Genomic DNA, 19331 nt, shown 5'->3' with positions numbered 1-19331 from the left:
GCTGCGGCTCCTGGACCGAGCGCTGTCCGGGCACGGGCACCGACAGTCCCTCCGGCCGGGACAGGTGCTCGGGCACGGACCGGCGATCGGGGACCAACCGATGCTCGGCCGCCAAACGATGCTCCGGCGCCGTCGGATGCTCGGGCAACGCCATCGTGTCGGACAGCGACAGCGACCCGTGCCCGGCCGACGCCGCCGGCTCGGACACCGACGGCTGCCCGGACGACGCCGCCGGCTCGGACACCGACGGCTGCCCGGCCGACGCCATCCCGTCCGGCATCGACAGCACGGCCAGCGCCCTGGACACCGACTGCGCCGCGCGCAGGTCGAGCCGATCGCTGGTGCCCTTCGCGCGGTGCCGCATCTCGACGGCGGCCAGTCGGATCAGCTGCGGCAGCAGGTCGTTGCAGCGCCGGATCATCCAGGCGGTACCGGCGGTGGCCAGCCACAGCAGGCTCGCCGACTTGGTGGGCGGCGCGAAATCGGGCTCGGGCGAGGGCGGCGTCTGCGTCGCGAGGCCACGGTGCGCGAGCATCGCGTGGAAACGCAGGGCGATCTGCCGGTGCCCGCGCTCCCCGGGGTGCAGCCGGTCCGAGCTCCACATGGCGCGCTGCATGATCCAGGAGTCGTCGACCGCGTGCAGATGCAGCGCCCCGTACCGCTCGGACAACGTGTGGACCACCGTGTTGACGGCCCGCTGCCTACGAGCCAGCGGGCTGCCCAGGACCCCCGGGAGTCCCAGCATGGTGCCCGGGTCGGGCAGGCATGCCGTGAGCACGGCCGTGCCCTGACGGGTGAAGGACGCGTACACCTTGTCGAGGCGCTCGGCGATCTTCTCGATGTCGAAGGTGCTGCGCAGCGTGTCGTTGACGCCCACAAGGACGGACGCGACGTCGGGCCGCAGGGACAGTGCCGTCGGCAGCTGCTTCTCCAGCACGTCCCGCGTCTGTGCCCCGCTGACCGCGAGGTTGGTGAACTCGGCAGCCGGCTCGGACAGTCCGCCGGCGAGCAGCGCGGCCCAGCCGCGCCACCCGTTCCCCATGGGATCGCCCACCCCCTCGGTCAGCGAGTCCCCGAGAGCGACATAGCGGAGCGGTCTCATGCCGCGCCCTCCGCACGGGCGAAGGGACGTACCGGCACCGCTGCTTCGTGCGCGGTGAGGAAGCCGTCCACCGCCGTGCCCCAGCCGAAGCACTCCGCACGCGCGCGTGCCGCCTCGCGGCGCTCGCGCTCGGGACGGTCGAGCAGCATCTCCACGGCGTCCGCGAAGGCGTCGCCGTTGTCCGCCGCGGTGGCTCCGGCGGAGCCGATCACCTCCGGCAGCGCGGAGGACGCGCTCGCCACGACAGGCGTGCCGCAGGCCATGGCCTCCAGCGCGGCAAGCCCGAACGTCTCGGCGGGCCCGGGGGAAAGGCAGACGTCGGCGGAGGCCTGCAGCGCGCCGAGCAGGCTGCGGTCGGCGACATGGCCGAGGAAGGTCACCGGCAGGTCGCGTTCCTGCGCCCGCTTCTCCAGGCCCGCCCGCAGAGGCCCGTTGCCGGCCACGACGAGCACCGCTCGCACGCCGCGCTGGCGCAGCGACTCCAGGGCGTCCAGCGCGGTGCCGGGCCGCTTCTCCACGGAGAGCCGGGAGCACATCACGAGCAGCTTCTCGTCCGCACGCGCGTGGGTCTCACGCAGCGCCGCGTCCCGCAGGGTGGGCCGTCGGTTCATCAGGTCGACGCCCAGCGGAGCCCGGACGACGTTGCGGGCGCCGATCCGTACGAACTCCCGCTCGGCGAACTCGGTGGTGCACACGACCTTCGAGTAGGTGTGGGCGGTACGGACGTTGATGGCGTCGGCGGCCCGCCGGGACATGTTCTCCGACAGACCCCAGGTGCGCAGGACGCCGTCGGCGGTCTCGTGGGAGACCATCACGGCGCGAACCCGCGCGCGGCGGGCCCACTTGCCGGTCCACCGCAGCGTCGTCCGGTCGGAGACCTCCAGCCGGTCGGGGGCGAGCTCCTCCAGGAGGGCCGCGACCCGCCGCTTGTCGACGAGCACGCGGTAGCCGCCGGTCCCGGGCAGCATCGGGCCGGGCAGGGTGATCACGCGACCCTGCTCGGTCTCGCAGTCGCTGTACTTCTCGCCCGGCACGATGAGGACGGGATCGTGGCCCGCCAGCTTGAAGCCCTTGCCCAGTTCGCGCAGCGCGGTGCGCAGCCCTCCGGAGGCGGGGGCGACGAAGTTCGCCAGCCGGACGATGCGCAGCCCGGTGTCAGTCGGCGGGTTCACGGACGGGTTGCCTGAGGAGTTCACCGAGGAATTCATACCGCCACCGCCGGCCTCCGCGCCTTGAGCACGGCCTCGTAGTGAGCGATGAGCTGGTCGCCGATGGCCGCCCAGGTGCGGCCATCGACCGTGGCGTGCCCGGCGGCCCCGTACGCGGCCCGCAGCGCCGGGTCGGCGACCAGGGAACGCACGGCGTCCCGTACGGCGTCGGCGTCGCGCGGCGGCACCAGCAGCCCGGTACGGCCGTGGTCGACCAGGTCCAGCGGACCGCCGGCGGCCGGCGCCACGACGGGCACGCCACTCGCCATGGCCTCCTGCACGGTCTGGCAGAAGGTCTCGAACGGGCCAGTGTGGGCGAAGATGTCGAACGAGGCGAAGATCCGGGCGAGGTCGTCCCCGCCGCGGCGGCCCAGGAAGACCGCGCCGGGCAGCGCCTCGGCGAGCGCGGGCTGGCTCGGCCCATCACCGACGATCACGACCTTCACGCCCGCCAGGCCGCACACACCGGAGAGCAGCTCGATGTGCTTCTCCGGGGCGAGCCGCCCGACGTAGCCGACGATGACCTCGCCGTTCGGGGCGAGTTCCCGGCGCAGCTTCTCGTCGCGCAGCTCGGGGCGGAAACGCGCGGTGTCCACGCCGCGTGCCCACAGCTTGAGCCGCGGCACCCCATGGGCCTCGAGGTCGTTCATGGACGCGCTGGACGGGACGAGGGTGAGGTCGGCGGCGGAGTGGACGGACCTTATGCGCCGCCAGGCCGCTGCCTCGCCGGCGCCCATGTACGTGCGGGCGTATCCGGCCAGGTCGGTCTGGTAGACGGCGACGGCGGGGATGCCGAGCCGGGCGGCGGCGGCCATGCCGCGGACGCCGAGGACGAAGGGGCTGGCCAGGTGCACGATGTCCGGCTGGTGCTGGATCAGCGCGGCGGCCAGGCGCCTGCTGGGGAGCGCGACCCTGACCTGGGGATAGCCGGGGAGCGGAAGGGAGGGGACATGGACGACGGGGCAGGGCGCCAGGGCGGCGGCTGCCTTGTTCCCGGGAGCGGGAGCGGGTGTGACGACGAGGGGAGCGTGACCGCGGTCGACGAGGTGTCGGGCGGTCTGGAGCGCGCAGTGGGCCACGCCGTTCACATCGGGGGGAAAGGATTCGGTCACGATGACGACACGCATACCGGTGTTGTCGCCGTGCTGGACGTGGCCGCGTCAACGTGGATCTTTCCAAACAAGAAACGTCCCATGAGCGTTCCGCTCCGCGACCGAACGGGTCAGGTTCCGGCCATGCACACCTGACCCGTCGGCCACCCCGAGTTCACCTTGCGGGCGGATCTCCGCGGACGTTCACAGTGCGGTCACATGTCCCGGCCGGTGATCAGCCGGCGATCGCGTCGGGTCCGATCCGGCTGCGTACGGCCGTCTGGACCTCGGCCTCCTCGGCCGGATCGGCGGCGAGCCGGCGCAGTCGCTCGACGACGCGCGTGTCACCGGTCTCAGCGTGCCGGGCGGCGATCTCGCGGGTGGTCTCCTCGCAGTCCCAGAGGCACTCGACGGCGAATCCCGAGGCGTAGGACGGGTCGGTGGCGGCGAGTGCGCGAGCGGTGCGGCCCCGTAGATGGGAGGACGCCGTCTCCCGGTAGATATGACGCAGAACGGGGGCCGCGCAGGAGATGCCGAGCCGTCCGGTGCCGTCGACCAAGGTCCACAGGGTCGGGGCGTCGGGACCTTCGCCCCGTACGGCCTCGCGCAGCGCCGCCAGAACCAGGTCCTTGTCCTCGGCTCCGCCCAAGCAGGCGAGCATCCGTCCGGCGGCGGCGCCGAGCGGATCGGGCCGCCTGGCCCAGCCGCGCGCGCGGTCGATGGCAGCGACGCTGCGCATCCGCTCGTAGGCGTCGAGGGCCGCGTCCACGACCGCCGAGGTGCCGGTGATCACGGCCGCCTCGATCAGGTCGAGGGCATCCGGGTCGTTGCTGTCGGCGAGGTAGCGCAGGGCGGTGCAGCGGGCTCCGTCGGTGCCGTCCACGGCGGCGGCGACGATCTCGGGACGGTCCTCGGGGCCGGCCACGGCCATGAGACACCGCGCGGCGGGCACATGGAGCGCGGCTCCGCGCTCGAGGCCCTGCTGGGCCCATTCGAAGACCGCCTGCACGCTCCACCCCGGACGGGGCCCGGTAGGTCGCATCTGCCGCTGCCAGCGGTCGAAACAGCCGGCTTCGTGAGCGGCACGCACACGCGTGGCGATCGATTCGCGCGGATCCTCGGCCCACAGCCGCCACGGCCGTGGCTCAAAAGCATCGCGCACTACGGCGGCAAGCTCGGCCTCGCCTTGGGGATCGGCCGGGAACCGTGCCAGCACGGGCGCGGCGAGGGCACGCAGCCCCGCGTCGTCGTCCCGGAGCGCGAGTTCGTCCAGGGCCCAGGCCCAGTTGGAGCCCGAGGCTGCATACCTGCGCAGCAGCGCGAGGGCGTCCAGCCTGCCGTACGAGGCGAGGTGGCCGAGGACGGCCAGGGCCAGCCCGGTGCGTGACTCCTCGGCGTCGAGGGCGTCCTCGACGTCGAAGAGGTGGGCCTCGATCTCGTCCAGCTCGCCGTTCAGGTCTAGGTAGAGACGGGCGTAGTACAGGGAGCGGTTCTCCACCTGCCAGTCGTGGCGGGGGTCCCGCAGCACACAGTGGTTCAGGGCCGCGAGCGCTTCGGCGCGCGGGGCGGTGAGCGCGTGCAGTGTGCCGTCGCCGCGGCCCCGCTGAAGCAGGCCGAGCAGCGTACCGCTGGGCGCTATGACCGGTTCGAACATGGGAAACAGCCTCACATCAAGCGTCGACGCAACCGGGGTTCTTGCTTCACCTGGCCGCGTGACAACACGTCGGGGCGCCCGCCGTTTCCTGCTTGCTGTAGACCATCTTCCTCTGCCTCTCGTCGGTGGCCCATGCGGACCGATCACGGCCCGCGCGGTGCGGCAACACCTGCCCAGCCATCGCGTCCGTGAATCACGACGTCATGATGACTCGGCACTTCCATCTGCCGCGACCGAAATTTCGGCGGCCCTGTACCGCCTCCCCCGTTTTCTGCGTTTTCGCTGGTCAGAACATTCGGATCAGTGTGCGCCGAACAGTTCGAGCAGTTCCGTCTTGGCGAACATCCGGGCCGTGTCGACGGCCGACGGCGTTCCGGAGGCGGGGTCGGCGCCGCCCTCCAGCAAGGCCTTGATCACTTCCGTCTCCCCCTTGAAGACGGCACCGGCGAGTGGCGTCTGGCCTCGGTCGTTGACGTGGTCGGCCTCGGCACCCCGGGCGAGCAGGGCGCGCACCGCCTCGGCGTGACCGTGATAGGCGGCGAGCATCACAAGAGAGTCGCCGCGGTCATTGGTGAGGTTGGCCGGAACGCCCGCGTCGACGTACGCCACGAGCGCCTCGGTCTGCCCCTGCCGGGCCAGATCGAAGATCTTGGTCGCCAGCTCCACGACCTCCGGGTCGGGGGCATCTGTCATCGGCCGGACCGCCTCTCACTACGTACACGGGGACTGCTGGGAACTGCCGGGAGCACGGGTACGACCGCGAGCGGTGCTCGGCCGTACGAGTGATTGGCCAGGGTACTGGCTCGCGCGGCACATGACCTGACGCGCTCGCGGCAAAGATCATCGCAGACACGGCGGGACGCAACACCCAAGCTCATCCGCCTCAGGACACTCCGCCAACAGAAGGAAATCTGACGAATTTCACCCAGTTGCACCTTTTATCGTATGGATACATCCTGTGAGCCTGGAAGTACTCATGGTGACTGTCCCCACCGAACCAGGAGCACTCACATGATCCTCTCCATCTCAGGCGTCGTTCTGCTCGGCATCGTCGTCTTCATCTTCTTCCGCAAGGACGGGCTGAAGGCCTCGCACGCCCTGATCTCGGCCCTGTTCGGCTTCTATCTGGCAAGCACGGCCATCGCCCCGAGCATCAAGGCCGGCGGCGAGAGCCTGGCGAGCCTGCTGGGCGGCATCCAGTTCTGACGCCGCCCCACCCGCCCGTACGCACCTGTAGGAGACAGCAGTGGCCCGCCGCCCCTCCCCCGCATCCTGAGCACCGGCAGCGCGCAGATCACCCGAAGCCGGGAGCTGGCCCGGGCGCAGTTCGCCCGTAGCCGGGAGCTGGCCCGGACGGCGGGCGACAGCGCCTCTGACGTCCTCCACCCACTGATCACGATCACCCGTGGTCTGCGCCGGCTGGCCTCGGCCGGGCGGCGCAAGTGGGCCGACACCCCCAAGGACAAACGCGGACCGCTGCTGTTCCTGGTGGCCTCGGTGATCCTGGTCGTGGCGCTGGTTCCGTACGGGCCGCTGCTCGCCGTCATCAGCGTGATGACGGCGGCAGCCTGGCAGGGCCGGGACCGCAAGCCCTCGACGCCCGAGGGACCCGACGAGTCCCAGACGGAGCGGCTGAGGGCGCTGTACGAGGCCCTGGTCCCGTACTTCTCGGCCGCCGAGGACCCGGCCCCGCTGTACACCCACGGCGGCGAGTGGGAGAAGGCCTTCCCGGAGTTCGGATTCGACGGCACGGGCCGCGTCAGCAGCCTGCTGATCCGGTACCCGGCCTACTTCACCGACGGCGAGGCGGAGTCCCGCGCGCGGATCGAGCACCTGCTGACCGCGAAGTCCGGCCGCGGCCGGGAGTACCACTTCGCCTGGGACGAGGAGGGCAACGAGCTGACGGTCACCGTCCTGGCCGCGCTGCCCACCGACATCGCCGCACAGCGTTTCGTCACGACCCCCGGCGAGACCGTCCTCGGCTTCACCGACCCCACCCACGTCCAGCGCACGCTCCCGCTCACCCACGGCGTCGAGCAGCGCGACGTACCGCCGGTCGTCTGGCGCACCGGCATCCGCTCCACCGAGCCCCATCTGCTGGTCATGGGCCAGCCCGGCAGCGGCACCTCGACCCTGCTGCGCTCGATCGCCCTGCAGGCCCTGCAGTACGGCGACGTCGTCATCGTCGAGGGCGGCAGCACCGGCGAGTACGCCTGCCTGATCGGGCGCGACGGCGTCCTGGCGGTCGAGTGCGGGCTGTCCGGGGCGCTGGCGAGCGTGGAGTGGGCGGCTACGGAGACGGAGCGCCGCCTGATCGCCGTGAACCGCGCCCGCCAGGCGGGCAACCCGCCCCCGGACGACACCAAGCGCCCGCTGTGGGTCCTCCTGGACCGCCCGACCGCGTTCACCCACCTCGCCGCGGCGGACCACCGCAAGGACCCGCAGTCCCTGCTCCAGGTCCCGCTCAGGCACGGCCGCGCAGTGGGTGTCACGGTGGTCGTGGCCGAGCAGTGGGACGCCATGGACGCCCTGTCCGAAGCGGTACGACAGCACACACGCGCGCGTGTCGTGCTCGGCCCCGCGACGGCGGAGCAGCTGCGGACCGTTCTGGGCGCTCCCCCGCACACCACCCCGGTCGCCGATGTCCCACCCGGCCGCGGCTACGCCCGCCTCGGCACCGGCCCCGTCCACCGCCTCCAGGTGCCGGCGACCCCGGACCCGTACGACGACGCGACGAGCGACGCGCACCGGCAGGCGGTACTGGACCTGCTGCCGGAGCGGACGACGCCGGTGGAGGCGGAGGTACTGCCGCAGCTGGAGAAGCCGGAACAGCAGCCGGAGCCGGTACCGGCGGAGGCAGTGGTGGCCGAGACTTCGTAGGAGCGAGGCGGCGGTCGCGCACAGCACTGCCGCGGGCCGGCCGCCCGCCGTAGCCTGCCAACCCCTGTGCAGCCCCTGCGTAGCCCCTGCGTAGCCCCTGTGCCGCCGGGTAGCACGGGTGGGCGCGGGCGAGCGTCCCACCCCAATGTCGCCCCCCAACGTCACCCCACACACACCGCTCACGCCACGAACGGCCTCACCGCATCGCCGCCCCCAGAAGCCCCGCTCTCCACCAACCGCGCCGCCGCCCCCAGCCGCGCCGCGGCCTCCTCGGCCACCGCACCCCCCACGGTGAACGGCAACCGCACATACCCCTCGAAGGCCCCGTCCACCCCGAACCGAGGCCCGGACGGCACCCGAACCCCCACCCGCTCCCCCACTTCCGCGAGCCGCGACCCCGACAGGCCTCCCGTCCGCACCCACAGCGTGAGCCCGCCCCGTGGCACCGCGAACTCCCACTCGGGCAGCTCCCGCCGCACGGCCGTGACAAGGGCGTCCCGGTTCTCCCGGGCCTGTGTGCGCCGCAGGTCCACCGCCTGCTCCCACCCCCCCGTACCGAACAGCCAGTTCACGGCCAGCTGCTCCAGAACCGGCGTCCCCAGATCGGCGTACGCACGCGCGGCGACGAGGCTGCGGATCACATCCGGAGCCGCCCGCACCCAGCCGATCCGCATCCCCGCCCAGAAGGCCTTGCTGGCCGACCCGACGGTGACGACGGTCGACCCCGCGGGGTCGAAGGCGCACACGGGCCGCGGCATCTCGATGTCCGGATCGAGCCACAGCTCGCTCATCGTCTCGTCGGCGACGAGCACCGTCCCCGCCGACCGCGCCGCGTCCACCAGCCGCCTGCGCTGGTCGTCGTCGGCCAGCGCCCCGGTCGGGTTGTGGAAGTCGGCGACGACGTAGGCGATCCGGGGCGCGGCGTCCCGCAGGACCTGCCGCCAGCGGTCCATGTCCCAGCCGGCCAGCCCCTCGGCCATGGCGACGGGCACCAGCCGGGCACCCACCTCCCGCATCAGCTGGAGGATGTTGGCGTACGACGGCGACTCGACCGCGATCCGCTCACCGCGGCCCGCGAACAGATGGCAGATCGCGTCGATGGCGCCCATCGCCCCGGTCGTCACCATGATCTGCTCGGGCATGGTCGGAATCCCGCGCGCGGTGTACCGGTCGGCGATCGTCGAGCGCAGCGCGGGCAGCCCGGCCGGATAGTCGCCGTGGGTGTGGGCGTACGGCGGCAGCTCCTCCAGGGCGCCCCGCACGGCACGGGTCAGCCACGGCTCGGGCGCGGGCAGCGCCGCACAGCCCAGGTCGATCATGGAGCCCAGTGCCTCGGGCGGCAGCGGCTCCAGCCCCCGCGCGGGCAGCGGGTTCCCGGCCGGTACGGCGGTCCAGCTGCCTGCCCCGCGCCGGGACTCCAGGAAGCCCTCGGCGCGCAGCGCCTCACACGCCGCCGCCACCGTCGTACGGCTCACGGACAGCGCGAGGGCCAGCTCACGCTCGGCGGGCAGCCGCGCGGCGACCGGGACACGTCCCTCCAGGACGAGCAGCCGGATACCGTCGGCCAGCGCCCTATAGGCGGGCGGGCGCTTGCTGCCGGGGCCGGCGGGACGGTCCTGTTGGGACGTGAGAAGCCGGGCAAGCTGCGCGGCACCCACCGCAGAAGTCCACTGCGCCATGATTTCCAGTCCACCTTCCCCGAATTGGCCATGGAGGGCTGCGCCTCCCAAGCCACAGGGTGTCACGCAGCAGGCCACTACCACCACAGGGGGCACGCCTTGTCCACACAAGAGACCACAAAGCGGCATCTCGTACGGCGACTGTCACAGCTCTACATCGGGCTCGCGCTGTATGGCGCGAGCTCGGCACTGCTCGTCGAGGCCGGCCTCGGCCTGGAACCCTGGAACGTGCTGCACCAGGGCCTCGCCGAGCGCACCGGCCTGACGATCGGCGTCGTCTCGATCATCGTGGGCGCGGCGGTGCTGCTCCTTTGGATCCCGCTGCGCCAGCGCCCGGGCCTCGGCACGGTCTCCAACGTCTTCGTGGTCGGCATCGCCATGGACGGCACGCTCGCCCTGCTGCCCGAGGCGCACTCCCTGGCCGTACGGATCCCCCTCCTCCTGGCCGGCATCCTGCTCAACGGCGCGGCCACCGGCCTCTACATCGCCGCCCACTTCGGACCGGGCCCCCGGGACGGCCTGATGACCGGCCTGCACCTGCGCACCAGCCGCTCGATCCGCCTGATGCGCACGGCCGTCGAGATCGTGGTCGTCGTGACCGGCTTCGCCCTGGGCGGCACCGTCGGTGTCGGCACGCTCCTGTACGCGGTGTCCATCGGCCCCTCGCCCAGCTCTTCCTGCGTGTGTTCGCCGTCCCGTCGGCATCGGACGGCAGCACGGTCGTTGCCACCGGGCAACCCCGGCGCGCGATACTGCGTCCGTGAGCACCACGCGTATACGCCACCCCTATCTCGACCACCCCGGACCGATCCCCTTCGCCCATCGGGGCGGGGCCGCGGACGGCCTGGAGAACACCGTGCTGCAGTTCCGGCGCGCGGTCGACATGGGCTACCGGTACATCGAGACCGACGTCCACGCCACGCGCGACGGCAAGCTCGTCGCCTTCCACGACGCGACCCTGGACCGGGTGACGGACGGGGCCGGCCGGATCGCCGACCTGCCCTGGGGCGACGTAAAGGACGCGCGCGTGGCGGGCAAGGAGCCGGTGCCGCTCTTCGAAGAGCTCCTGGAGACCTTTCCCGACGTGCGCTGGAACGTCGACCTCAAGGCCGAGCCGTCGCTCCACCCCTTCCTCGACCTGATCGAGCGCACAGGCGCCTGGGACCGCATTTGCGTCGGCTCCTTCTCCGAGGCACGCGTCATCCGCGCCCAGCGACTGGCCGGACCGCGCCTGGCGACGTCGTACGGCACCCGGGGCGTGCTCAATCTGCGGCTGCGCTCCTGGGGCGTGCCCGCCGCGCTGCGCCGCTCGGCGGTCGCCGCGCAGGTGCCCGAGACGCAGTCCGGGATCCAGGTGGTGGACCACCGCTTCGTACGCGCCGCCCACGCGCGCGGGCTGCAGGTGCACGTGTGGACCATCAATGATCCCGATGCGATGCACCGGCTCCTGGACCTGGGAGTCGATGGCATCATGACCGATCACATCGACACATTGCGCAAGGTCATGGAGGACCGGGGCCTCTGGGTCTGACCCCCGTCCGGACTCCACCCGCGCGCGGGATCATCACGGAAGAGCGAGGGCGCGGGTGGGCACCGACACCGTGCGGACGGAGGCGGCCGACGATGCCGCCGGGCGCCGGCGCGAGCAGCGCGGCTGGTACTTCTACGACTGGGCTTGCTCGGTCTACTCCACGAGCGTGCTCACGGTCTTTCTGGGCCCCTATCTGACGTCGGTCGCCGAGGAGGCGGCGGACGCGGACGGGTTCGTCCATCCCTTGGGCATCCCGGTCCGGGCGGGCTCCTTCTTCGCGTACTCGGTGTCCCTGTCGGTGATCGTGGCCGTCCTGGTGATGCCCCTGGTCGGCGCGGCAGCGGACCGCACCGGCCGCAAGAAGCCCCTCCTTGCTGCCGCCGCCTACCTGGGGGCCACGGCGACGACGGCCATGTTCTTCCTGGACGGCGACCGCTATGTGCTCGGCGGCCTGCTCCTGATAGTCGCGAACGCGGCCCAGTCGGTCGCGATGATGCTCTACAACTCCTACCTCCCGCAGATCGCACCGCCCGAGGAACGCGACGCGGTCTCCTCCCGGGGCTGGGCCTTCGGCTACGCGTCGGGCTCGCTGATGCTGGTCATGAACCTGGTCCTGTACCTGGCACACGACTCCTTCGGCGTCTCCGAGAGCATGGCCGTCCGGATCTGCCTCGCCTCCGCCGGTCTGTGGTGGGGCACGTTCGCGATCATCCCGCTGCGCCGACTGCGCGATCGCAGGTCCGCCGAGGACCCGGCGAAAGCGGGCGCGACGGACGCGCAGGCGGCCGGGAAGCCGATCACCCAGGGCTTCCGGCAACTGGCGGCGACCTTTCGAGACATGCGCCGCCACCCGCTGACGCTCGCCTTCCTCCTCGCCTACCTCGTCTACAACGACGGCATCCAGACGGTGATCTCCCAGGCGTCGATCTACGGCTCCGAAGAACTGGGCCTCGGACAGTCGACCCTGATCGGCGCCGTCCTGCTGGTCCAGGTGCTGGCCGTGGCGGGGGCGCTGGCGATGGGGCGGCTGGCCCGGATCTACGGGGCGAAGCGGACGATCCTCGGCTCGCTGGTCGCGTGGACGGTGACGCTGGCGGCCGGGTACTTCCTGCCGGCCGGGGCGCCGGTCTGGTTCTTCGTGCTGGCAGCCGGCATCGGACTGGTCCTGGGCGGCAGCCAGGCCCTGTCCCGGTCCCTGTTCTCCCATCTCGTCCCGCCGGGCAAGGAGGCCGAATACTTCGCGGCATACGAGATGAGCGACCGGGGCATGAGCTGGCTGGGCCCGCTGCTGTTCGGGATCACCTACCAGCTGACCGGAAGCTATCGGGACGCGATCATCTCCCTGGTCGCCTTCTTCGTCATCGGGTTCGCCCTGCTCGCGAGGGTTCCGGTGCGCCGGGCGATCAGCGACGCGGGCAATCCGGTGCCGACCACGATTTAGCGTTCCGAGTCAAAGGGCGGTAGTGTACGCGTTTGGCCTGCCAGGCGTACCGTTACTGCGCGTCAAAGATGCCGAAACGCTGGGTTACATCTGCTAGCAGATGTGACAAACCGGGCGCCGGTGGGTACGACATTGGTCAGCAAGGCTGCGGCTACGACGGCGACGCATCACCCAGAACGGGACACGGGACGGGAATCTTTACCGCCGACCGGACGTTGACCGGATGACGACGACAGCGACACCTGTCCTGTGGGCGACAAGCCCGGGAGGCACGATTCATGAGTGAGCGAGCTCTTCGCGGCACGCGCCTCGTGGTGACCAGCTACGAGACGGACCGCGGCATCGACCTGGCCCCGCGCCAGGCCGTGGAGTACGCATGCGAGAAGGGGCACCGGTTCGAGATGCCCTTCTCGGTCGAGGCGGAGATCCCGCCGGAGTGGGAGTGCAAGGTCTGCGGGGCCCAGGCACTCCTCGTGGACGGCGACGGCCCTGAGGAGAAGAAGGCCAAGCCCGCGCGTACGCATTGGGACATGTTGATGGAGCGGCGTACCCGCGAGGAACTCGAAGAGGTCCTCGAGGAACGGCTTGCCGTTCTGCGTTCCGGGGCGATGAACATCGCGGTTCATCCCCGGGACAGCCGCAAGTCCGCGTAGCGGGACGCCGCAAACAACACACGCCAAGAACCGCAGGTGCCGTACGTCAGCTTGACGTACGGCACCTGCGGTTTCGTGCGTTGCTCCTGGACGAGGGGCTACGGCCGACGGGTGATCAAGAAAATCCGGGGGCTTCGCCCCCGGATCACCTCAGCTGCTCAGGTCAGCTGCTCAGCGGCGGCCTCGGCCCCTGCGGCGCGTCCCCGGGCTCGTCCCTGATGACCTCACCCTGCACGACCTTGCCGTCGGGCCGGTGCATACGGGCCTGCTGGAAGGCGTCGCCGAACGAACCCGGGTCCGCCTCACGCAGCTTCCGCTCGAACGTCCGCTCCGCGTAGCCGCTCACGGCCTTCTGGACCGGCGGAATCAGCAGGATCAGGCCCAGCGCGTCCGAGATCAGGCCGGGCAGCATGATCAGCAGGCCGCCGAGCATCATCAGGCCGTTGCCACCGCCGCGCTCCGGGGTGCCGCCGCGCTGCAGCGCCTCGTTCAGCGCCTGGAAGGCGCGTCGCCCCGCTCGCTTGATGACCACCGAACCGAGCACGAGGCCGGCGAGCAGCAGCAGGAACGCCGTGAGCCCGCCCGCCACGTCCGCGACCACGGTCAGCAGCCAGATCTCCAGCACCAGCCAGGCGGCGATGCCCAGCGGCAGGAACGTACGCAGCCGGGAGCGCCGGGGCCGGGCGGGATAGGTGGGGGGCGGAGCGCCAGTCGTCATGCGTCCAGTGTGCCTGGCCTCGGCTCAGAGCGGGATAAGAGGCCGATGGGCCGCTACGAGCGTCGCGCCGGCGGCGACGACTTCGCGCGGTCCAGCAGCTTGCCCACCCGCTCCCGCGCGCCCCACGAGGTGACCCGCCACAGCGCCTCGACGAGGATGTCGCGGCTCATCTTCGAGTCACCGAGCTCGCGCTCGACGAAGGTGATCGGCACCTCGACGACATGGAAGCCGGCCTTGACCGCGCGGCGGGCGAGGTCGACCTGGAAGCAGTAGCCCTGGGAGGCGACGTCGTCGAGGCCGAGGCCCTCGAGGGTCTCGCGGCGGAAGGCGCGGTAGCCGCCGGTGATGTCGCGCAGGGGCAGGTCCAGGGCGAGCCGGGAGTAGAGGCTGCCGCCCCGGGAGATGAACTCGCGGGACTTGGGCCAGTTCACGACCCGGCCGCCGGGTACCCAGCGGGAGCCGAGGACCAGGTCGGCGCCCTTGAGGGCGGTCAGCAGACGGGGCAGCTCCTCGGGCTGGTGGGAGCCGTCGGCGTCCATCTCGACCAGGACGCCGTACCCGTTGTCCATGCCCCAGTGGAAGCCCGCGAGATACGCGGCGCCGAGGCCCTCCTTGCCCTTGCGGTGCAGGACCTGGACGTGGTCGTCCTCGGCGGCCAGTTCGTCCGCGAGCTTGCCGGTGCCGTCGGGGCTGTTGTCGTCGGCGACGAGCACGTGCGCCTCGGGGACCGCCTTGCGGACCCGGCCGACGATGCTCTTGATGTTCTCCGCCTCGTTGTAGGTCGGAATGATCACCAACGCCGTGCCGAGCGGCCCGAACCGCTTCCCCCGGTCCTGAGCCGCGAGGGTCCCGTCGCCGTCGTTCACTGCTGCCCCTTCACATCCGTACGCAGACGTCCACCATAGTGGGCGCGGCCTGCGCTGACGTGACAGCACGTTCGTATGGCGGTGTCGATTCCGCAAGAGCCGGGTAAGCGTGGGTTTTGCGCATCCGTACGCCGGGGCACGCCTCCTGCGGATGGGGGCCCGGCGCCCTTCGGGCCGACCTGGGACCCGCTGGCTGCGGGTCGACCGAAAGCCGTTGTCTACTGAGCGCCCGGGCCCCACCCGGGTCACACCTCCCCGACCGGCCGGAACGTTCCGTCGTCGCCGCGCGGGCACTGAGCCTGGCTCCCAGTGACGGTGCCCCGGTACGGCACACCGTCCCTGACCCAGCGGCGTTGCGACGGGTTCCCGGAAGTTCCGCGGTTCCCCGGTCGGGCGTCCGGTGGTGGACTCGGCCGAACCTACCGGCCTCGGGCCTCCGCCTGTCAACAGCCGTTTGACCTGCGAAAATGCGCCCAATTCCCTGGTCAGCGCAGAGGATGCGCAGGTCGCGCGACGGGGCGGAGCGGATCGATCCGGTTCGCGCCACCCCGGGAGATCACTCGCCCGGCCGTACGAAGACCGTTCGTCCGCCCACAACCGTGCTCAGGCAGGTCGGGAGTTCCCGGCCGGGGGTCAGGTCGGGCAGGCCGGGGGTGCCGGAGCGGGGGTCGGTGGACCAGCGCGCGACCCGGTCGTCGGGGGCCTGGACCACCAGTTCGCCGGTGCGCCACACGGCGTAGTCGGCGGGCGCGCCCGGCACCAGGACGCCCGCGTCGTCGCGCCCGATCGCCCGCCAGCCGCCGCGCGTGTGCGCCGTGAACGCGGCACGCACGGACACCTGGTGCTCGGGCGTGTGATGGAACGCGGCCGCGCGGACCGTGCCCCAGGGGTCGAGGGGCGTGACGGGGCTGTCTGAGCCGAAGGCGAGGGGTACGCCGGCGCGCAGCAGGGCCGCGAAGGGGTTCAGCGAGCGGGCGCGTTCGGCGCCGAGGCGCTGGGCGTACATGCCCTCCTCGCCGCCCCACAGCGCATCGAACGCGGGCTGCACCGAGGCGGTCAGGCCCAGCTCGGCGAAGGCCGCGATGGTGTCGGGGCTGAGCATCTCGGCGTGCTCGACGCGATGGCGGGCGGCGCGGATGCGGGCGAGGCCGAGCTTCTCGGCGGCGGCGCGGACGCCCTCGACGACGGCGGTCACGGCTGCGTCGCCGATCGCGTGGAAGCCCGCCTGCAGGCCGGCCTCGGTGCAGGCCGCGACGTGGGCCGCGACGGCAGCCGCGTCCAGGTAGGCGGTGCCGGTGTGGGCGGCGTCGGCGTACGGCTGGTGCAGACAGGCGGTGTGGGAGCCGAGGGCGCCGTCGACGAACAGGTCACCGGCCGCGCCGATCGCACCCAGCTCCCGCGCCTTGTCGACATCCTGCTCCGCCCAGTAGCCGACGACCCGCGGGCCGGCTTCCTCGGCGGCGAGCCGGAGCAGGCCGGTGAAGTCGTCCTCGGAGGAGATGTCCGGCCCGCCGCACTCGTGGACGGTGCCGATCCCGAGGGACGTGGCGTGGGCGAGGGCGGCGCGCTGGGCCTCGGTGCGCTGGGCCGGGGTGATGGCGGCCAGCGCGGTGGCGCGCACGGCGTGGTGGGCCCCGGCGACGAGCGGGGCGTCCGCCGCGCCGAGGTCGCCGGGCGTCATGTCCAGCAGGGCTGTGGTGACGACCGCCGAGTGGACGTCGATGCGGGAGAGATACAGGGGCGGCCACCGGTGGCCTCGTCGAGCTCGGCACGCGTCGGCGGACGACCGCCGGGCCAGCGCGAGGCGTCCCAGCCGTGACCGAGCAGTACGCGGTCGTTCGGCCGGGCGGCGGCGAAGTCCCGTACGAGGGCGAGGGCCGCCTCCAGGGAGGGTGCGCCGGACAGGTCGAGGCCGGTCAGGGCGAGGCCTGTGGCGGTGGTGTGCACATGCGCATCGGTGAACGCGGGGGTGACCAGAGCACCGTCCAGATCGACGACCTCGTCCACACCGTCCGCGAAGGCATCTGCGGCCCCCTCGGAGCCGACCCAGGCGACCTGTCCGCGCTCGACGACCATCGCGGTGGCGAAGGGATCGGCGGGGCTGTGGACTTCCCCGCGGCGGAGAAGGACGGTCTTCGGTTCGGCGCTGCGCTGACTCATGGAGAACAGTCTCGCGCCTCGCGCCGACCGCCCCGGACAGGGGGCACTAGATCTTGGGTGGCCGAGCCTCATAGGGCGTGGACAACACCACGGTGGTCCGGGTCGAAACCCCGGCCAGCGACCGCAGCCGGGCCAGCAGTTCCTCCAGCTCGTGCGGCGTGGCCACACGGACCTTCAGGATGTAGTTCTCGTCGCCGGCGACGCTGTGACAGGCCTCGATCTCGGGCACCCCGGCCAGCCGGTCCGCGATGTCGTCGGGGGCGCTGGGGTCGAACGGTTTCACCGAGATGAAGGCGGTCATGGGCAGCCCCACCGCCTCGGAGTCCACGACCGCGGCATAGCCGCGGATGACGCCGCGCTGCTCGAGCCGGCGCACCCGCTGGTGCACGGCAGACGTGGACAGGCCCGTGGCCTTGCCCAGGTCGGTGTAGCTCATCCGCCCGTCTTTGACGAGCAGCTGCACGATTTGTCGGTCCAGCTCCTCCATGGCGCAAGAACCTACAGTGCGGCTGATCTCCCCGGATACCCGAGCAGCCCAGGTCATGCCCGGTTTGTGATGTCTCCGAGAGGCTGCGGTGAGCCGACTGAGGGACAAACCGGCCGCCACGGGCACCTGCGAGCGGCATGTGACGAACGCCACAGGCCTCGAACAGGCTCCGTGATGTTCTCGTGATTACCGCCGAGACCGGACGGGAAGTGCTTGCTGTGGTCGAGGCCGCAGTGCCTTCACGGCCCAGCTCGAGGGGGAGAACCCAATGCAGAGTCTTAAGCGCCCTGGTCGTACCGCACCCAAGCGGCTCCAGCCGGTCGACGAGCCCGCTCCGGAGGGCGTCGAACCCGACGCCTTCGACGACGAACTCGACGCGTACGACACGTTCGAGATGTACCGGGTGATCTGCCCGGACTGCGCGCAGCCCATCGCCCTGCTGGCGGACGAGGAGGTCCTGCCGGAGCACGCGCTGTGCGCCTCTCCGTGGAACCCGTTCGGCCTCACGGTCTGCGCCGGTACGGGCCGCAGGGCCTCCGAGGCCCGCTCCGCGGACGAGTCGGAGGAGCCCCACGAGCAGGACACCGCCCTGCTGTTGACGCTCCCTCAGGGACTGGACTGGCGGACCCAGCCCTTCTCGCACGTCGGCGGCCCGGGCTCGCGTCCCATCCGGGTCCCGGACATGCGGGGCCAGGCCGCCTGAGCGCACCCCGCCCCGCCCCGCGCGGGGCGACCGCCGCATCGCTCAATTCCAGTAGCTGCCCTGCACCATGGCTCGCAGGCTGCCGTGGTGCAGGATCAGTGTGTCCGGGTCCGCCGGGACGGCGACTTCGCCGAAGTAGGCCTGGCGGTAGGCGATCCGCAGCATGACGACGGCGTGCCGCAGGGCGGCGTACAACGTGTGGAAGTCCATGTCGCGTGGCGTGTGGCCGGTGAGGTCGGCGTAGCGGGCCTCTACGCGGTCGCGGCGCAGGAAGTCGGGCAGACCGCGCTGTCCGAAGGCGGCCGTCAGGTCCTGGAAGAAGCGGTGCAGATAGACGGTCCAGCCGAGGTCGACCTCGCGCGGGGCCAGTGCCGCCATTTCCCAGTCGAGCACGGCGGCGGGCTCGAAACCGTCGTAGATGACGTTCCCGATGCGCGCGTCGCCCCAGTTGAGCACGGGTGCTCCCGGATCGCTCGGCCAGAGCTCCTCCAGGCGGTCGAACGCGTCCTCGATGAGCGGTGAGCGGGCGAGTCCGTCAACCACCCATTCGTAGTAGTCGCGTTGAGCGGTGACATGCCGCCGCAGTGCGTCACCCTCGCCCGGGAGGGCGAGGAACTCGACGTTCTGCGGGGGCACTTGGTCGTGCAGTCGGGCCAGCAGCCCGATGGTGGCCCCTTCCAGCCACTCGCGCTCCTCGTCGCTCGCGGCGTGGAGCCAGTTGCCCTCGTAGGTGTAGGGCATGACGTCCGGCGGCACGCGCCCTTCGACGCGCTCCATGACGAAGAAGGGCGCCCCGAGTGGGCCGGGGTCCTCCTCCAGCCACAGCGCCCTCGGCACGGGCAGATCCGTGTGCTCGGCGACGACGCGCAGGGTCCGGTACTGGCGCGGCATGTCGTACACCGGGAAGACGGTGTACGCCGCCGGATCCGCCGCGAGCCGCAACGCGCAGGCGCGCACCGGTGTTTCGGGGTGCTCGATGTCGAAGAGCAGGGTCTCGCTGGACATGCCGTTGGACTCGGGGGCCGTGACGCCGACCGCCTTGGCCCCCGGCAGTCGGGTGGCGAGCCACGCGGTGAGACGGCGGGTGACCTCCTCCGGGTCGCGGGTGGTGGTGCGCGGGCGGGGCCGGGGTGCCGTGGCTGCCATGCTGCAAACCCC

15 protein-coding genes and 3 pseudogenes are annotated in these 19331 nt (G+C 71.7%); 7 read left to right on the top strand and 11 right to left on the bottom strand.

Annotation, left to right across the window (positions count from 1 at the left end; genetic code table 11):
• Positions 1–256: 256 nt before the first annotated feature.
• From OHO27_RS35675 to OHO27_RS35655, 5 genes and pseudogenes are all read right to left on the bottom strand, one after another.
• Positions 257–1102 (bottom strand): annotated as a pseudogene (locus tag OHO27_RS35675) (SGNH/GDSL hydrolase family protein); the annotation flags it as partial.
• Positions 1099–2310, bottom strand: coding sequence for a glycosyltransferase (locus OHO27_RS35670; RefSeq protein WP_328429062.1), 1212 nt, complete (start codon positions 2308–2310; stop codon positions 1099–1101). The pseudogene OHO27_RS35675 and the gene OHO27_RS35670, both read right to left, overlap by 4 nt.
• Positions 2307–3437 (bottom strand): glycosyltransferase family 4 protein, encoded by a 1131-nt coding sequence (locus tag OHO27_RS35665; RefSeq protein WP_328429061.1) that lies wholly within the window; start codon positions 3435–3437, stop codon positions 2307–2309. The genes OHO27_RS35670 and OHO27_RS35665 overlap by 4 nt, the downstream gene beginning before the upstream one ends.
• 199 nt (positions 3438–3636) lie before the next feature.
• On the bottom strand, positions 3637–5055 hold the full coding sequence (locus OHO27_RS35660; RefSeq protein WP_328429060.1) for a HEAT repeat domain-containing protein: 1419 nt from the start codon (positions 5053–5055) through the stop codon (positions 3637–3639).
• 300 nt (positions 5056–5355) lie between these two features.
• Complete coding sequence (locus tag OHO27_RS35655) at positions 5356–5748, bottom strand: ankyrin repeat domain-containing protein (RefSeq protein ID WP_328429059.1); 393 nt, start codon at positions 5746–5748, stop codon at positions 5356–5358.
• Positions 5749–6066: 318 nt separating this feature from the next.
• Between OHO27_RS35655 and OHO27_RS35650 the strand changes: the two genes are divergently transcribed.
• Positions 6067–6261: a hypothetical protein gene (locus OHO27_RS35650; protein WP_004002760.1), complete on the top strand. Its 195-nt coding sequence runs from the start codon at positions 6067–6069 to the stop codon at positions 6259–6261.
• A gap of 63 nt (positions 6262–6324) precedes the next feature.
• Complete coding sequence (locus OHO27_RS35645) at positions 6325–7935, top strand: ATP-binding cassette domain-containing protein (RefSeq protein ID WP_443059731.1); 1611 nt, start codon at positions 6325–6327, stop codon at positions 7933–7935.
• 179 nt (positions 7936–8114) lie between these two features.
• Here OHO27_RS35645 and OHO27_RS35640 read toward each other — a convergent pair whose 3' ends face one another.
• Positions 8115–9614 carry an SCO1417 family MocR-like transcription factor gene (locus OHO27_RS35640; RefSeq protein WP_328429058.1) on the bottom strand — a complete coding sequence of 500 codons (1500 nt, stop codon included), beginning with the start codon at positions 9612–9614 and terminating at the stop codon, positions 8115–8117.
• Positions 9615–9644: 30 nt separating this feature from the next.
• On the opposite strand from OHO27_RS35640, the pseudogene yczE reads away from it, so the two are divergent.
• The 4 genes and pseudogenes from yczE (at position 9645) to OHO27_RS35620 (ending at position 13239) form a co-directional block, all read left to right on the top strand.
• Positions 9645–10378 (top strand): annotated as a pseudogene (yczE, locus tag OHO27_RS35635) (membrane protein YczE).
• Positions 10375–11145 carry a glycerophosphodiester phosphodiesterase gene (locus OHO27_RS35630; protein ID WP_328429057.1) on the top strand — a complete coding sequence of 257 codons (771 nt, stop codon included), beginning with the start codon at positions 10375–10377 and terminating at the stop codon, positions 11143–11145. Before yczE ends, OHO27_RS35630 begins: the two are co-directional and overlap by 4 nt.
• A gap of 55 nt (positions 11146–11200) precedes the next feature.
• A complete protein-coding gene (locus OHO27_RS35625; protein WP_328429056.1) occupies positions 11201–12586 on the top strand; it encodes an MFS transporter in 1386 nt (461 codons plus the stop codon).
• Between the two features lie 278 nt (positions 12587–12864).
• Positions 12865–13239, top strand: a complete 375-nt coding sequence (locus OHO27_RS35620; protein ID WP_003977404.1) for an RNA polymerase-binding protein RbpA — start codon at positions 12865–12867, stop codon at positions 13237–13239.
• A gap of 163 nt (positions 13240–13402) precedes the next feature.
• On the opposite strand, the gene fxsA is transcribed toward OHO27_RS35620, so the two are convergent.
• The 4 genes and pseudogenes from fxsA to OHO27_RS35600 form a co-directional block, all read right to left on the bottom strand.
• The gene (gene fxsA / locus OHO27_RS35615) at positions 13403–13957 is read right to left on the bottom strand and encodes an FxsA family membrane protein (RefSeq protein ID WP_328429055.1); all 555 of its coding nucleotides are present in this window, start codon (positions 13955–13957) and stop codon (positions 13403–13405) included.
• A gap of 53 nt (positions 13958–14010) precedes the next feature.
• Positions 14011–14823 carry a polyprenol monophosphomannose synthase gene (locus OHO27_RS35610; protein ID WP_328429054.1) on the bottom strand — a complete coding sequence of 271 codons (813 nt, stop codon included), beginning with the start codon at positions 14821–14823 and terminating at the stop codon, positions 14011–14013.
• A gap of 556 nt (positions 14824–15379) precedes the next feature.
• A pseudogene (locus OHO27_RS35605) lies at positions 15380–16983 on the bottom strand (amidohydrolase).
• A gap of 46 nt (positions 16984–17029) precedes the next feature.
• On the bottom strand, positions 17030–17470 hold the full coding sequence (locus OHO27_RS35600) for an Lrp/AsnC family transcriptional regulator (protein WP_328429053.1): 441 nt from the start codon (positions 17468–17470) through the stop codon (positions 17030–17032).
• Between the two features lie 268 nt (positions 17471–17738).
• On the opposite strand from OHO27_RS35600, the gene OHO27_RS35595 reads away from it, so the two are divergent.
• Positions 17739–18173: a hypothetical protein gene (locus OHO27_RS35595; protein ID WP_328429052.1), complete on the top strand. Its 435-nt coding sequence runs from the start codon at positions 17739–17741 to the stop codon at positions 18171–18173.
• A gap of 42 nt (positions 18174–18215) precedes the next feature.
• Here OHO27_RS35595 and OHO27_RS35590 read toward each other — a convergent pair whose 3' ends face one another.
• Complete coding sequence (locus OHO27_RS35590; protein ID WP_328429051.1) at positions 18216–19319, bottom strand: phosphotransferase family protein; 1104 nt, start codon at positions 19317–19319, stop codon at positions 18216–18218.
• Positions 19320–19331: the final 12 nt, after the last annotated feature.

The organism is Streptomyces sp. NBC_00443, from assembly GCF_036014175.1.
Classification (GTDB): Bacteria; Actinomycetota; Actinomycetes; order Streptomycetales; family Streptomycetaceae; genus Streptomyces.
This window is presented reverse-complemented; position numbering and strand designations above follow the sequence as displayed.

What these genes read in the sequence shown, in the direction of transcription:
- OHO27_RS35640 (WP_328429058.1), bottom strand. Translation starts at nt 9,614, where the DNA reads ATGGCGCAGTGGACTTCTGCGGTGGGTGCCGCGCAGCTTGCCCGGCTT.
- OHO27_RS35620 (WP_003977404.1), top strand. Translation starts at nt 12,865, where the DNA reads ATGAGTGAGCGAGCTCTTCGCGGCACGCGCCTCGTGGTGACCAGCTAC.
- OHO27_RS35590 (WP_328429051.1), bottom strand. Translation starts at nt 19,319, where the DNA reads ATGGCAGCCACGGCACCCCGGCCCCGCCCGCGCACCACCACCCGCGAC.
- OHO27_RS35600 (WP_328429053.1), bottom strand. Translation starts at nt 17,470, where the DNA reads ATGGAGGAGCTGGACCGACAAATCGTGCAGCTGCTCGTCAAAGACGGG.
- OHO27_RS35665 (WP_328429061.1), bottom strand. Translation starts at nt 3,437, where the DNA reads ATGCGTGTCGTCATCGTGACCGAATCCTTTCCCCCCGATGTGAACGGC.
- OHO27_RS35595 (WP_328429052.1), top strand. Translation starts at nt 17,739, where the DNA reads ATGCAGAGTCTTAAGCGCCCTGGTCGTACCGCACCCAAGCGGCTCCAG.
- fxsA (WP_328429055.1), bottom strand. Translation starts at nt 13,957, where the DNA reads ATGACGACTGGCGCTCCGCCCCCCACCTATCCCGCCCGGCCCCGGCGC.
- OHO27_RS35650 (WP_004002760.1), top strand. Translation starts at nt 6,067, where the DNA reads ATGATCCTCTCCATCTCAGGCGTCGTTCTGCTCGGCATCGTCGTCTTC.
- OHO27_RS35670 (WP_328429062.1), bottom strand. Translation starts at nt 2,310, where the DNA reads ATGAATTCCTCGGTGAACTCCTCAGGCAACCCGTCCGTGAACCCGCCG.
- OHO27_RS35660 (WP_328429060.1), bottom strand. Translation starts at nt 5,055, where the DNA reads ATGTTCGAACCGGTCATAGCGCCCAGCGGTACGCTGCTCGGCCTGCTT.
- OHO27_RS35655 (WP_328429059.1), bottom strand. Translation starts at nt 5,748, where the DNA reads ATGACAGATGCCCCCGACCCGGAGGTCGTGGAGCTGGCGACCAAGATC.